We start from the raw sequence: 14,351 nt of genomic DNA, 5'->3' as shown, positions 1-14,351 counted from the left end.
GTCGATGCGCACACGGCGCAGAAGTAGAACGGCTCTCGACTCAGTTCTCGTCGCCTTCGCCCTCGTCGTCGCTGTTCGGCGCGTACCGCCGAATCGCGTCGAGGTTGGGGAAGAACTTCTCTGGGTCGTCGTGTTCGACGACGCCGACGACGGTACCGTCGAGTTTCTGGAGGTACGTGTACATCCGTCCCTCCTCGACGGCGACGGTGGCGCACTCCAGCGCCTCGCGGAGGTCCCACGCGCCGGCGAGGAAGATAGCGGTCTCGGCGTCCGGCGAGAACAGCGCCGTCACCATGTAGACGCGGCCGTCGTTCTCCGCGCGGTACACCTCGTACTCGGGGAACGACGTCGCTTCGAACAGGTCGGCGACGGTCTCGGCCTTGTCGCCGGGGATGACGTACGCGAGGCCGAACGCCCCCTCGTCGCCCTTGCCGCTGGAGGGACCGAACGGGCCGCTGTCGCCCGCCGGGATGCGGACCGTCTCCCATCCGTCCGCTTCGAACTCGTCGGCCATCGCTGTCATGTCGTCGAGCGTCGCGCCCCACGCCTCGCGGCGGCGGTCCGCCTCACCGGCGATTCGTTCGACGTCGGGCGTCTCGTCGTCTCCGAGTTCGGCCATACCAGTTCTGGACGACGTATATGGTAAAAGGCATCGAAGGCCACGGGGGACCCCGAGGCGGTCAGTAGTTGATGCCGAAGACGACTTCCATCGCGTACGAAGTCGCGAGGATGCAGACCGACGCGAGGAGGAGTTTCACCCCGCTCGACGGCCGCTCGTCGCTGTTCGCCGGTCGCAGTCGCGGCGGAAGTATCGCGTCGAGGGCGTCCCCGACGAGTTTCTCGACGCCGACCGGTTCGTCGCTCCCCGAGAACAGGCCGCCGTCGCTGCCGCCGTTTCCGTTTCCGTCCCCGCTCTTCCAGGCCGCCTTCGGGCGCACCTTGAGCGACGCGTAGCCGAACATGGTGAACCCGAGAAAGAACATGAGCCACTTCGCGCCGGGCAGTCCGTTGCCGGCGAGCGTGCTCACGAGGGCGGTCACGACGAACACCACGCCGGTGAGTGAGACGGCGTAGACCACGGCGTCGATGGTCTTGACGCCGAAGCGGCGTGGGTCGAACTCCATGGCTATTGGACGAGCGTCTCGAAGACGGTCGCCGGCTCCTCGTACTCGGCCTCGTGGCGGTGACAGAGGCTCAGCCGCCCCCGGTTGCCGACCGAAAGCTGGTCGGGCCGCTCGTGATCACAGACGCTGCCGAACTCCTCGCGGAGGTAGGACCGAGCGGCGTCCTCGTCGTCGTTTTCGGCGTAGTCGGCGGCCTCGCGGATGTGGGTCATCACGTCCGAGGGCACGTCCAGTTCGCCGAACAGTTCGGGGATGATTTCGTCCATCCCGGCGCGGTGGCTCTCGCGGCCGAGCAGTTTCCGGACGCGGTCGCTCAACGAGGGGTCGGCGCGCGAGCGCTCCCGAAGGACCTCGCGGAAGACCTCGATGCGCTCCCAGAGCTCGGGGTCCATGTCTCTGTACGCCGCCGGGCGAATCTTCACCGGACAGCGCGTCGAGAACGGACAGCCGGCCGGCGGGTCGCGCGGGCTCGGCGGCGTTCCGCGAAGGGTGATGCGGTCGCGCTCGATAGTCGGGTCCGGTTCCGGAATCGACGACAACAGCGCGTGCGTGTACGGGTTCGCCGGCTGGTCGAACATCTCGTCGGCCGGCCCGATTTCCATCATGTTGCCGAGGTACATCACCGCGACGCGGTCGCAGATGTGACGGACGACCGCGAGGTCGTGGGCGATAAACAGGTACGTCAGCCCGAACTCGTTTTGCAGGTCTTCGAGCAGGTTGAGAATCTTCGCCTGCACGGACACGTCGAGCGCCGACACCGGCTCGTCGAGGATGATGAACTCCGGTTCGAGCGCGAGCGCGCGGGCGATGCCGATGCGCTGGCGCTGGCCGCCGGAGAACTGGTGCGGGTAGCGGTAGTAGTGCTGTTCCTGCAGGCCGACGGTTTCGAGCAGTTCGCGGACGCGCTCGCGGCGTTCGGACGGCGTCTTCCAGTCGTGCACGTCGAGCGGTTCGCGGACGATTTCGCCGACGGTCATCCGCTCGTTGAGGCTCGAATCGGGGTCCTGGAACACCATCTGCACGTCCTTGCGGAACTGCTTGAGGTCGGACCCGGACAGCGTGGTGATGTCCGTGCCGTTGAGTTTGACCTCGCCCGCGGTGGCCTCTTCGAGGCGCATCAGCGTGCGGCCCAGCGTGGACTTCCCACAGCCGGACTCGCCGACGAGACCGAGGGTCTCGCCGCGCTGGATGTCGAACGAGACGCCGTCGACCGCCTTCACGGGGTTGCTCCCGAGGAGGCCGCCGTCCTCGTAGTACGTTTTGAGGTCGTTGACCTCGAGTAGCGTGTCTCCGCTCGCCTTCGCCGTCTGTTCTTCTTCGGTGGATGTCGTGCTCATCGCGTGTCACCTCCGCGCTGTCCGCCCTCGCGGTGGACGGCGACCGCCTCCTCCGTGGGGAGGTCTTCCGGGTACAGCAGACACGACGCTCGGTGCTGGCCCGTCCCGTCACCGACTTCGACGGGTTCGGGGTGTACCGTGTCGCACTCGGCGAACGCCTTCGGACACCGGGGCGCGAACCGACAGTAGGTCGGGTCCTCGTTCGGCGTCGGCACGTCGCCTTCGATGGTCGCGAGGCGCTCGTCCTCGTCGAGTCCCTGTCCGGGGATGGAGTTGAGAAGCCCCTGCGTGTAGGGGTGTTTCGGCGACTCGAACAGTTCGACGACGGGTGCGCTCTCGACGATTTCGCCCGCGTACATCACGTTGACGCGGTCGGCGATTTCGGCGATGACGCCCATGTCGTGGGTGATGAACATGATACCGAGGTCGCGTTCCTCCTGAAGCTCTTCGAGGAGTTCCAGAATCTGCGCCTGGATGGTCACGTCGAGCGCCGTCGTCGGCTCGTCGCAGATGAGCAGTTCGGGGTCGCACGCGAGCGCCATCGCGATGACGGCGCGCTGGCGCATCCCGCCGGAGAACTGGTGGGGGTACTCGCGGACGCGACGGTGGGCGTCCGGAATCCCGACCGCTTCGAGCAGTTCGATGGCTTCTCTCGTCGCCGCCGACCCGCTCAGTCCGCGGTGGAGGCGAAGCGCCTCCTTGATTTGGTTGCCGACGGTGTAGACGGGGTTCAGGCTCGTCAGCGGGTCCTGGAACACCATGGCGATACTGCCGCCGCGGATAGAGCGCATCTGTTTCGGCGACTTGTCGAGGAGGTCCTCGCCGTCGTACATGATACGGCCGTTCTCGATGCGGCCGGGGTTCTCGACCAACCGCATGATAGAGCGGGCCGTGACGGACTTGCCGGAGCCGGACTCGCCGACGATGCCCACGGTCTCGCCGCGGAAGATGTCGAACGAGATGCCGTCGACCGCGCGGATGACCTCCTTGTCGGTGTAGAACGACGTCCGGAGGTTCTCGACGGAGAGCAGCGGTTCGCCCTCGATGCGGGTCGAACTCGCCTGGTCGGTGCTCATGCGCCACCTCCGGTTGCCGCGGCCTCGTCACCGGTGTCTGCCTGCGGGTCGATGGCGTCGCGGATGCCGTCGCCGAAGGCGTTCAGCCCGGTCACGACGAGCGTGATGAGGAGGCCGGGAACCAGCGAGATGTGCCACGAGGGACTCGCGACGTACTGCTGGCCGTTCGCGATGAGCCGGCCCCACTCGGGGGTCGGCGCGGTGATGCCGAGCCCGAGGTAGGAGAGTCCGGCGACGCTGATGATGATACCACCGAGACTGAGCGAGGCGTAGATGAGCATGTAGCTGAACACGTAGGGGGCCATGTGCTTGCGCATGACCTGCGTCGGCGTCTGACCGAACGACTTCGCGGCGTCGATCCAGTCCTGCTCGGACACCTGGAGCGCTGGCCCACGTATCGACCGCCAGATGAACGGCCAGTAGACGATACTGAAGATGAGGATGATGAGCACCGCGCCGTCGTACAACTCCCTCACCCAGGTGTTCTGGAAGATGACGAGCATCAAGATGAGGACCATGATGACCGGCAACGCCTGTATCGAGTCGGAGACTAACACCGTCGCCAAGTCAGCCAGTCCCTTGTAGTACGCCGTTATCATGGCCAAGCCGAGGCCGATGAGGCCGGCGATTCCCATGGCGACGACGGCGATGGTCAGGGATATCCTGGCCCCGAACACCACTTGTGTGAATAAGTCCTTCCCGTTTGTCGCCGTGCCGAACGGATGGAACCTGCCGAAGTCGTCGTACGTCATCGGCGCGACGTTCTCGTCGCCCGCTCCCTGCGACCCGGAGCCGAGGTTGGCCTCGCCGACGAGGACGGTCTCGACGCTCTGGGTGTCTTCGCTCCAGTAGCTGACCTCGTAGTCGTACGGCTGGAGGATGTTTCGTTCCATCGTGGTCGGACCGAGCGCGGGCGCGAATACCGCCATGACCACAAACGTGATGACGATAATGAGCCCGAACTTGCCCCAGGAGTGACCCCGGAAGCGGTTGACCACGTCGTCCCGCGGCGTCCAGTCGACGCGGCGGTAGTGACGGCGGAACCGCTTGTAGCCGTTCCACGCCCACGCCAGCACCGCGAAGGCGTACGCGTAGACGAACGCGACGCGGATGGCCCACGCCACCGCGGGCGAGAGCCCGAGGAACGTGTTCTCGTAGCCGGTGCCGTTCCAGTAGCCCTGGTTCGGAATCACGTCGCGGGAGACGAGCGTCGGAATCGCGTCGAACGCCGCCTGCAGCGACTGGACGGCGGACGCACCCGGGTCACCGGGAAGGAGGTTGACGACCACGCCGGCGACGGCGCCGACGACTTGGAGGATAGCGCCCAGTTCGACGCCGATGAGGACTGCACCGACGGCGGCCCAAATCAGCGCGGGCTGGGGGTTCTCAGCGACTCGTTGTCGGAGCGGAATTTCGGTTTCGGTTGTCGTACTCACTGTGATTCACCCGTCGTACCCGACGCGCGGGTCGATAATCGTGTACAGGAAGTCCTGCAGGATGTTCGTGCCGACCAGGATGAGGATGAAGATGAACATCAGCGTCCCGATGAGCGGCAGGTCCCCGTTGATGGCTGCGTTGAAGAACAGCCAGCCGAGGCCGTTGATGGCGAAGACCGTCTCGACGAACACCGACCCGCCGAGAAGCAGGAACGCCTCGCCCGTGATGATGGGCACGAGCGGGATGAGCGCGTTCCGGAAGATGTGCTTCCAGACGAGCGAGCGCCCGGAGACGCCCTTCGCGCGGGCGGTCTCGACGTAGTTCGAGTTGATGGTCTCGAGGACGGCGGTGCGGCCGATACGCATCTCGTTCCCCATCGACGCCGACCCGAGGACCAGCGCGGCCGGAGCGATCTGCTTCGTCGCTCGGATGAACGACTCGGTCCACCCGCCGGGGTCGGCGAGGAACTGCTCGACCGGTGACTGGAAGAAGCCGAGCGCCGGCGGCGTGACGACGTTCGTCCTGACGATCCACGTCTGCCACGTGAACAGGCCGTTCGTCCACGTCCCGAGCTGCGAGAGGGCCGTGACGAGCATGATGGCCAGCCAGAAGTTCGGCATCGCGCGCCAGACGATTCCGCCGAAGGAGGCGGCGTAGTCCGAGGGCGTGTTCGGGTTCAGCCCGGCGTAGAAGCCGAGCGGAATCCCGACGAACAGCGCGATGACGACCGACCAGAAGCCGAGCCAAATCGTCCGGGGCGCGTAGATCTCGATGAGTTCGTACGCGGTCGTCCCGGGCGCGATGACCCACGACTGGCCGAGTTGGAAGGTGAACAGGTCGTACATGAAGTCGAGGTACTGACTCCAAAGCGGCTGGTTCAACCCGAGGTTCGTTCGAATCTGTTCTGCCGCCTGTGGGTTGTATTGCGTCCCCAGAATCGCCGAAACGGGGTCGAGTGGCCCCAGGCGGATGAGGGCAAACGTAATTGTCGTCCCGAAGATGACGACAGGAATCGACATCAGTACCCTGCGGAGGAAGTACTGCCATCGACTCATGGCATCACCTCGCAGACCGTTCGAGCGGACATTATTGTACTGGTTTAATGAGTGGTATGGATATGTCTTGCGCTTCGAAGTCCTAATGTCGCAGTTTCAGCAACTCTACTGCCAGATTATAGTATATAGTTGGGACTAATTGTACGCTTGTCAAAAATAACCGGACGTTTCGATTGAGACGGGACGCGAGGATGCGTCCGCGCTAATCGGTCTTACCGGTTGAGGGTGACGTTGTTGAGCTTCTGGCGGCTCGGACCCATGCCACCGAACGGCTCGATGTTCACGGTGTCGTACCAGAACGTCTCGTCCTTGCGGTTGTAGATGGGCAGCATCGCGACGTCTTCCCAGTTGGCCGTCTCGATGTCGACGTAGGCCTCGTCGCGGATCTGCTGGGCCTCGTCGGTCGGCGCCGGGTTGTTAACGACCTGCTGGTAGGCGTCGGTCGCCTGCTGGTAGGCGTCGCCGTTCTCGGACGTCCAGTTGACGTACGAGATGGGACCCTGCTCGGAGGTGTCCGTCTGCGGCGGGTTCAGGAGCTGCAGGAAGTTGTCCGGGGCCGGCCAGTCGGCGATCCAGCCGAGGGTGTACGCTTCGAGCTGACCGTTGCGGCCCCGCTCGAGGAGCGTCGAGAAGTCGGCCTTCTGAATCTGCATGTTGATGTGGGCGGACGCGAGCTGGTCGCGGAGGATGCTCGCCATCTCCTCCCACGTGTTGGAGTTGTACTGGGTCCACTGGACCTCGAACTGGTTGTCCTCACCGTAGCCGGCTTCCTCCATGACTTCGCGGGCGGCCTGGATGTCCGTCTCGTCCGCGTTGTACGGGTACTCCGAGTCGATGAGTTCGTTCGCGGCCTGCGCGCCACCGGGGAAGATAGTCGGCGGCGTGAAGAGCTGTGCGGGGGAACCGCGGCCCTTGAAGACCTCCGAGACCATCTGACCCTGGTTCAGGACGTACGCGAACGCCTGACGGACCGGCTTCGGGACCTTCTCCATGTTGAAGCCGACGTAGAAGATGGACAGCGTCGGGACGCCGACGTAGTTGAGCGTCTGCCCGTTGCGGACGGGACCGTACTGACCGATTTCACGACCGTACTCGTCGGTCGATTCGACCTGAACGAGACCGGGGTCGTACTGCGCGGTGGGCAGTCCGAAGTAGTCCGCGTTCTCGTTCATCGCGTAGTTGTAGCGGGCCGTGTCGTCCTCGATGACCTGCCAGCGGACGTTGTCGACCTGCGCGACCTGTCCGTAGTAGTCGTCGTACTTGGAGACGGCCGCGGCGGTACCCTGCTCCCAGAAGGCGAACTCGAACGGACCCGCACCGATGGGGTTGTTCGAGGCGAACTCGGTGTACTCCATCTCGCCGTCGTAGCCCTCGACGTCGCCGAGGACGCCCTCGGGGAGGGCGGCGAACGAGGTGTAGGCGAACATCTCGAGGGTGTCGTGGAACGGCTCGGAGAGGTTGACGACGAGTTCGGTCTCCGTCTCGCCGACTTCGACGCCGAGCGAACCGGGGACGTAGTTGCCTTCGCCGTCCGTCTCGTGTTCCACGCCGACGGAGTCGAGGATGAAGTAGGCGCGGCGGCTGTTCTCGGAGGCCGCGAGGCGCTCCCACGCGTAGATGAAGTCGGACGCGGTGACCGTCTCGCCGTTGTGGTAGGTCGCGTCGGCGAGCTGGAACGTGTAGGTCGTGAAGTCCTCGGAGACCGTATAGTCCGCAGCGAGTTCGTTTTCGACCGTCGGCAGGGCGTTCGGGTAGGACATCAGGCAGTCGAAGACCTGCTGGATGATGATGCCCGACGACGTGTCTGTCGCGGCGACGGGGTCCATCGTCGTGATGGTGCCCGAGAGGATGCGGTTGAAGACCGAGCCGGACAGTTCCGTGCCCGTGTCCTCTTCGGTCGTCGTCGCGGTGGTGGTTTCCTCGCCACCGGATTCGGTCGTCGTCGTCTCTTCACCGTCACCGCCGGTACAACCGGCGAGAGCGGCGGCCGTAGCGGCCCCACCCGTTGCCTTCAGGAAGCGGCGACGCGAGAGTTTGTTAGTGTCTGGCATTCGAACCAATCTTTCCGTGCCGCGTGGATAAACTTACCGTATTCGATTTGTTTGATATAGTGTAGCGTGGAAGGGTTGTAGTACCATACATAAGCGGCGAAAACTGCCACGTGGCTCCCTAAGGAACTCGTTTTACATTTTAAACCCGCTTTCGAGGCGACAGAATCGAACGACCGGGCCACTCCTCCGCCCGTCATTTCGGTCCACTTATATAGGGGTGTCACTATGTATCATACATGACGCCGGATGCGACGGCTTCCGTCGACGACTCGGGCGCCGAGGTCATGGCCTCGGTGGATCGCTCTCAGACGGGCCAGCGTCTTATTATCGCGGACATCTCCCGCGATGACGCGTGGCTCGCCGCTGACGTAGCCGACGCGCTCGCGCTCGACGAGTGGCGATAATCGCTCCGGCCCCGTAAGCCCGCCGCCGGACGCCCGGCGGCCAGACCATTCATATTTTAGTCCGACTCGCTCGTGGTACGCTGCATGAACGCTCGAGCGGTGACGGTGAGCGAGGAGTACCTCGCCCGTCTCGAACACGGTGCGGACTGGCGCGAGGAGATCGAGGAGTTCTGCGCGCGCAAGGACATCGGGTCCGCGTGGTTCAACGCCATGGGTGCCGTCCAAGACGCCGAACTCTGGTTCTACGACCAGACGGACCAAGAGTACCAGTCCGTGACGTTCGACGAGCCGCTCGAAGTCGCCGCCTGCGTGGGTAACGTCGCGCTCCTCGACGGCGAACCCTTCGCACACACGCACGCAATCCTTTCTCGACGTAGTGGGCAGGCGCTCGCCGGACACCTCGACTCTGCGACCGTCTTCGCCGGCGAAGTGAACCTCCGCGCCTTCGAGGAACCGCTCGAACGCGACCACGACGCGGTGACCGACCTCGACCTCTGGTTGTAACTGTGCGCGAGGAGGACTCCCGGTACTTCCGTCGCATCGAAACCCGCCTCGACGAGGCGTTCGACCTCGCGGAGGCCGCGAAGGCGACGGGGTACGACCCGAAGACCGAAGTCGAGATTCCGGTCGCCAAGGACATGGCCGACCGCGTCGAGAACATCCTCGGCATCGACGGCGTCGCCGAGCGCGTCCGCGAACTCGAAGGCGAGATGTCCCGCGAGGAGGCGGCGCTCGAACTCGTGACGGACTTCGTCGACGGCAACGTCGGTGACTACGACTCCCGCGAGGGCAAAGTCGAGGGCGCGGTCCGCACCGCCGTCGCCCTCCTCACCGAGGGGGTCGTCGCCGCGCCCATCGAGGGCATCGACCGCGTCGAAATCCTCGAAAACGACGACGGCACGGAGTTCGTCAACGTCTACTACGCCGGCCCGATTCGCTCGGCGGGCGGCACCGCACAAGCGCTCTCCGTGCTCGTCGCCGACTACGCCCGCTCGCTCCTCGACATCGACGAGTACAAGGCTCGAACCGACGAGGTCGAGCGCTACGTCGAGGAGGTCAACCTCTACGACAAGGAGACCGGGCTCCAGTACTCGCCGAAGGACAAGGAGTCGCGCTTTATCGCCCAGAACATGCCCATCATGCTCGACGGCGAGGCCACGGGCGACGAGGAGGTCTCGGGCTACCGCGACCTCGAACGCGTCGATACCAACTCCGCCCGCGGCGGCATGTGTCTCGTCATGGCCGAGGGTATCGCCCTCAAGGCCCCGAAGATTCAGCGCTACACCCGCCAGCTCGACGAGGTCGACTGGCCGTGGCTCCAAGACCTCATCGACGGCACCATCGGCAAAGACGACGGGAAGGCCGCGAAGGCCGACGACGCGGGAGACGACGGCGACGACAGCGACGACGCCGAGGCCGACCCGGACGCAGACGACGCCGACACCGACGACGACGTCCCCGACGGACCGAATCGCGTCGAACCCGCGACCAAGTTCCTCCGCGACCTCATCGCGGGCCGCCCGGTGTTCGGCCACCCCTCCGCGCCCGGCGGCTTCCGCCTCCGGTACGGTCGCGCCCGCAACCACGGCTTCGCGACCGCGGGCGTCCACCCCGCGACGATGCACATCGTGGACGATTTCATCGCCACCGGAACCCAAATCAAGACCGAACGCCCCGGGAAGGCCGGCGGCGTCGTCCCCGTCGACTCCATCGAGGGGCCGACGGTCAGACTCGCCAACGGCGACGTGCGCCGCATCGACGACCCCGAGGAGGCCGAGGAGCTCCAGAACGGCGTCGAGAAGATTCTCGACCTCGGCGAGTACCTCGTCAACTTCGGCGAGTTCGTCGAGAACAACCACCCGCTCGCGCCCGCCTCGTACGTCTTCGAGTGGTGGATTCAGGACTTCGAGGCGACCGAGGCCAACGTGCAGGCGCTCCGCGACGACCCCGCCGTCGACCTCGAAGAGCCGTCGGTCGAACAGGCCCTCTCGTGGGCGACCGAGTTCGACGCCCCGCTCCATCCCACCTACACCTACCTCTGGCACGATATCTCCGTCGAGCGATTCGACGCGCTCGCCGACGCCGTCGCGGCCGGCGAGGTCGTCGCCGCCGAAGCCGACGGCGGCACGGCCGCCGCGCTCGAACACGACAACGAACCCGAGCGCGGACTGCAGGGCACGCTCGTCCTCGACAACACGCCCGAGATTCGGGAGGCGCTCGAACATCTGCTCGTCGCCCACCGCCAGACCGACGAGACGCTCCGGGTTCCCGTGTGGCGACCGCTCGCCCGGAGCCTCGGCCTCACCGACGACCGCGAGCGGACGTGGGAACTCGCCGACCTCTCCGAGCGCGCCCGAACCTGGGACGACGGCGACAACGCCGTCGAGGCCGTCAACGAGGTCGCACCGTTCACCATCCGCGAGCGCGCGCCCACCCGCATCGGCAACCGCATGGGACGCCCGGAGAAGTCCGAGCGCCGCGACCTCTCGCCGGCCGTCCACACGCTGTTTCCCATCGGCGAGGCCGGCGGGAGCCAACGCGACGTGGGCGACGCCGCCAGACACCGCGGCGAGTCCGGCAAGCGCGGCCAGATTTCGGTCCGACTCGGCCAGCGTAAGTGCCCCGACTGCGGCGCGTTCGGCTTCAAGTCGAAGTGCTCCGACTGCGGCGGCCACACCGAACCTCACTACGAGTGCGACGACTGCGGGTCCGTCATCGAACCCGACGAGTCCGGCCGCGTCTACTGCGAGCGCTGTGAGTGGGACGTCGAGAGCGCCGAGTGGCAGGACATCGACCTGAACACCGAGTACCGAAACGCCCTCGAACGCGTCGGCGAGCGCGAGTCGTCGTTCCAGATTCTCAAGGGCGTGAAGGGGCTCACCTCCGCGAACAAGACGCCCGAACCGATCGAGAAGGGCGTCCTGCGGGCGAAACACGACGTGTCGTCGTTCAAAGACGGCACCGTCCGCTACGACATGACCGACCTGCCCGTCACCGCGGTCCGTCCCGAGGAACTCGACGTGACCGCCGACCACTTCCGCGAACTCGGCTACGAGACGGACATCGACGGCGAACCACTCCGGTTCGACGACCAACTGGTCGAACTCAAAGTACAGGACATCGTCCTCTCGAACGGCGCGGCGCAGCACATGATGCAGACCGCCGACTTCGTCGACGACCTCCTCGAACAGTTCTACGGTCTCGACCGGTTCTACGAAATCGAAGAGCGCGACGACCTCATCGGCGAACTCGTCTTCGGGATGGCTCCCCACACTTCCGCCGCAGTCGTCGGCAGAGTTGTCGGATTCACGACAGCAGCAGTCGGATATGCTCATCCGTACTTCCACGCCGCGAAACGTCGGAACTGCTTCCATCCGGAGACGAAGGTCTGGTACCGAGACGAGACCGACCGGTGGCGATACGACGAGGTTCGAACGCTCGTCGAGAAGCGGCTCGATGACCCGGAGACCGACGACTTCGGGACGCTCGTTCAGGAGCTGGACGGAGACGTGTACGTTCCGTCTCTAACTAGAGACGGCCGAGAGACGGTCAAACCGGTCGAAGCAGTCTCTAAGCACGTCGCACAGGACCACCTCGTTCGCATCGAGACCCGTGGCGGGAGAGAACTAACGGTCACCCCGGATCACACGGTGATTCGAGCCGACGACGGCGGTTTCACCCGGTGCCCTGCGCACGAACTCGACGAAGGCGACTCACTTCCGTCGCCCAAGTGCGTCGACATCGACGCGGACCCGGCCCAGTTCGACTTGCTCGATGAGTTCCTGAGTGGCGGGTCGATCCCGGCCGATGACCTGATGATTCGGGGTCTCGGTGCGGATCGAATTCGGTCGCTCTTCGACGAACATACCGAAGCGAGCGGCTATCTGAAACCGGTCGCCGAGCGACTCGGGCGGAGCGACTCGACGGTTTACAACTGGGTCTCTCGCGACAGCGTTCCAGCTTCGGTGTTCGTAGAAGTTCTTGGAGATGTCGAAACGGTCGTCGACGCGCTTCCGCGTGAGATATCTCTCGGCGTTCGTCGCGATACCGCGACTGTTTCGAGAGTGCTCGATATCGACGAGGCGTTCGGAACTGTACTGGGATACTACGCCGCAGAAGGATTCACGAGAGCGTCGCCTGGAAACTTCTACCAGACGACGATCTGTATTCCGGACGAACTCGCCCGCGAACGCATCCTCAATACCGTTAGCGAAGCACTCGGTGTCGATGCATTCGAGGAGGACGAGTGGAAGGTCACGATTTCGAGCCGACTCGTTCAGTCGCTGTTTGCGGACGTCATCGGATGCGGGTCGCGTGCCGAGGAAAAGGGCGTCCCGGACTCGATACTCACCGGTCCCAAGCCGGTTCTTCGGTCCTTCCTGTCGGCGTACTTCTCCGGCGACGGAAGCGCGTCTTCGGACCGTGTGGAAGTTCGCGCGCACACCGTGAGCGACGACCTCAAACGCGACCTCGTTGCCGCGCTCAAACGCTTCGGCATCGCCTCGAAGACCTACTCTGAGCGCCGAACACCACAAACAGGTGCGGTGGCGGAGTTCTACGACGGAGACGCGGTCCCGACGTTCGACTCGTGGGTCCTCAAAGTCACGTCGGAGAACGCGGTTCGATTTGCCGAGGAAGTCGGTTTCCACCTCCCTCGAAAGAGCGAGGCGCTGGCGAGCGCTCTCGACGACACGGACATCCGAAGCCAGCGTCTCTTCTCGGACGGCGGGGACACGTGGCTCGACGAAGTCGTCTCGGTCGAATACCTCGAAAGCGATATTGACCACACTTACTCGTTGACCGTCGAAGACACCAACTCGCTGGTCGCCAACGACCTCCACGTCGCGCAGTGCGACGGGGACGAAGACTGTGTCATGCTTCTCATGGACGGTCTTCTCAACTTCTCGAAAGAATACCTCCCCGACAAGCGCGGCGGGCAGATGGACGCGCCGCTCGTCATGTCCTCGCGCATCGACCCCTCGGAAATCGACGACGAGGCGCACAACATGGACATCGTGCGGCAGTACCCCCGCGAGTTCTACGAGGCGACCCTCCGAATGGAAGACCCCGACGACTGGGAGGACGAGGTCACCATCGCCGAGGAGTACCTCGGGACCGACCGCGAGTACACCGGGTTCGACCACACTCACGACACCACGGACATCGCCGCCGGGCCGGACCTCTCGGCGTACAAGACCCTCGGGTCGATGATGGACAAGATGGACGCTCAGTTGTTCCTCGCGCGGAAGCTCCGGGCGGTCGACGAGACGGACGTTGCCGAGCGCGTCATCGAGTACCACTTCCTGCCGGACCTCATTGGGAACCTCCGCGCCTTCTCGCGACAGGAGACGCGGTGTCTCGACTGCGGCGAGAAGTACCGGCGGATGCCGCTTTCGGGCGACTGCCGCGAGTGCGGCGGCCGGGTGAACCTCACGGTTCACCAGGGCTCCGTGAACAAGTACATGGACACCGCGATTCAGGTGGCAGAGGAGTTCGACTGCCGCGACTACACGAAACAGCGCCTCGAAGTGCTCGAAAAGAGCCTCGAATCCGTCTTCGAGAACGACAAGAACAAGCAGTCGGGTATCGCGGACTTCATGTAGTCTAGCGGCCGGTTTTTTCCTCCAGGTTTTGCGAGTCGAGCGGAGCGAGACTCGGAAAAAGTGGAGAACGAGCAGTCGGGTATCGCGGACTTCATGTAGTCTAGCGGCCGGTTTTTTCCTCCAGGTTTTGCGAGTCGAGCGGTGTAGCCGCTCGCGAAACCTGGCCTTCAGCCTGCACGAGTGGCGTCTATTGAGCTATCTCTGTCATTCTTCCTTAGTATCGTACGTTACTCGCTGACTCTGCTCACTAGTGTCCCCTCTAGT

Annotated in this window: 10 protein-coding genes; 3 read left to right on the top strand and 7 right to left on the bottom strand. The window is 64.5% G+C overall.

What is annotated here, in order from left to right; translation table 11 throughout:
* Positions 1 to 40: 40 nt before the first annotated feature.
* The 7 genes from AUR65_RS03725 to AUR65_RS03695 form a co-directional block, all read right to left on the bottom strand.
* Positions 41 to 619, bottom strand: coding sequence for a DUF7529 family protein (locus AUR65_RS03725; RefSeq protein ID WP_058568770.1), 579 nt, complete (start codon positions 617 to 619; stop codon positions 41 to 43).
* Between the two features lie 61 nt (positions 620 to 680).
* Positions 681 to 1,124, bottom strand: coding sequence for a DUF7555 family protein (locus AUR65_RS03720; RefSeq protein ID WP_058568769.1), 444 nt, complete (start codon positions 1,122 to 1,124; stop codon positions 681 to 683).
* Positions 1,125 to 1,126: 2 nt separating this feature from the next.
* Positions 1,127 to 2,461 carry an ABC transporter ATP-binding protein gene (locus AUR65_RS03715; protein ID WP_058568768.1) on the bottom strand — a complete coding sequence of 445 codons (1,335 nt, stop codon included), beginning with the start codon at positions 2,459 to 2,461 and terminating at the stop codon, positions 1,127 to 1,129.
* Positions 2,458 to 3,537 (bottom strand): ABC transporter ATP-binding protein, encoded by a 1,080-nt coding sequence (locus AUR65_RS03710; RefSeq protein WP_058568767.1) that lies wholly within the window; start codon positions 3,535 to 3,537, stop codon positions 2,458 to 2,460. The genes AUR65_RS03715 and AUR65_RS03710 overlap by 4 nt, the downstream gene beginning before the upstream one ends.
* Positions 3,534 to 4,973, bottom strand: coding sequence for an ABC transporter permease (locus tag AUR65_RS03705; RefSeq protein WP_058568766.1), 1,440 nt, complete (start codon positions 4,971 to 4,973; stop codon positions 3,534 to 3,536). Before AUR65_RS03705 ends, AUR65_RS03710 begins: the two co-directional genes overlap by 4 nt.
* A gap of 6 nt (positions 4,974 to 4,979) precedes the next feature.
* Positions 4,980 to 6,029 (bottom strand): ABC transporter permease, encoded by a 1,050-nt coding sequence (locus tag AUR65_RS03700; RefSeq protein WP_058568765.1) that lies wholly within the window; start codon positions 6,027 to 6,029, stop codon positions 4,980 to 4,982.
* 212 nt (positions 6,030 to 6,241) lie between these two features.
* A complete protein-coding gene (locus tag AUR65_RS03695; protein ID WP_058568764.1) occupies positions 6,242 to 8,080 on the bottom strand; it encodes an ABC transporter substrate-binding protein in 1,839 nt (612 codons plus the stop codon).
* A 236-nt stretch (positions 8,081 to 8,316) separates the two neighbouring features.
* On the opposite strand from AUR65_RS03695, the gene AUR65_RS19870 reads away from it, so the two are divergent.
* The 3 genes from AUR65_RS19870 (at position 8,317) to AUR65_RS03685 (ending at position 14,087) form a co-directional block, all read left to right on the top strand.
* Complete coding sequence (locus tag AUR65_RS19870) at positions 8,317 to 8,484, top strand: DUF7556 family protein (RefSeq protein WP_004973981.1); 168 nt, start codon at positions 8,317 to 8,319, stop codon at positions 8,482 to 8,484.
* A gap of 84 nt (positions 8,485 to 8,568) precedes the next feature.
* A complete protein-coding gene (locus AUR65_RS03690; RefSeq protein ID WP_058568763.1) occupies positions 8,569 to 8,988 on the top strand; it encodes a PPC domain-containing DNA-binding protein in 420 nt (139 codons plus the stop codon).
* A 2-nt stretch (positions 8,989 to 8,990) separates the two neighbouring features.
* Positions 8,991 to 14,087: a DNA polymerase II large subunit gene (locus tag AUR65_RS03685; RefSeq protein WP_058568762.1), complete on the top strand. Its 5,097-nt coding sequence runs from the start codon at positions 8,991 to 8,993 to the stop codon at positions 14,085 to 14,087.
* The last annotated feature ends 264 nt before the right edge of the window (positions 14,088 to 14,351 follow it).

Origin of the sequence: Haloferax marisrubri (genome assembly GCF_001469875.2) — an archaeon.
Lineage (GTDB): Archaea > Halobacteriota > Halobacteria > Halobacteriales > Haloferacaceae > Haloferax > Haloferax marisrubri.
The sequence above is the reverse complement of the archived record's forward strand: the minus strand, read 5'-3'. Positions and strand labels throughout refer to the sequence as shown.

Excerpts from the sequence above, each read along its gene's own strand:
- AUR65_RS03690 (WP_058568763.1), top strand. The coding sequence starts at position 8,569 with ATGAACGCTCGAGCGGTGACGGTGAGCGAGGAGTACCTCGCCCGTCTC.
- AUR65_RS03710 (WP_058568767.1), bottom strand. The coding sequence starts at position 3,537 with ATGAGCACCGACCAGGCGAGTTCGACCCGCATCGAGGGCGAACCGCTG.
- AUR65_RS03720 (WP_058568769.1), bottom strand. The coding sequence starts at position 1,124 with ATGGAGTTCGACCCACGCCGCTTCGGCGTCAAGACCATCGACGCCGTG.
- AUR65_RS03715 (WP_058568768.1), bottom strand. The coding sequence starts at position 2,461 with ATGAGCACGACATCCACCGAAGAAGAACAGACGGCGAAGGCGAGCGGA.
- AUR65_RS03700 (WP_058568765.1), bottom strand. The coding sequence starts at position 6,029 with ATGAGTCGATGGCAGTACTTCCTCCGCAGGGTACTGATGTCGATTCCT.
- AUR65_RS03695 (WP_058568764.1), bottom strand. The coding sequence starts at position 8,080 with ATGCCAGACACTAACAAACTCTCGCGTCGCCGCTTCCTGAAGGCAACG.
- AUR65_RS19870 (WP_004973981.1), top strand. The coding sequence starts at position 8,317 with ATGACGCCGGATGCGACGGCTTCCGTCGACGACTCGGGCGCCGAGGTC.
- AUR65_RS03725 (WP_058568770.1), bottom strand. The coding sequence starts at position 619 with ATGGCCGAACTCGGAGACGACGAGACGCCCGACGTCGAACGAATCGCC.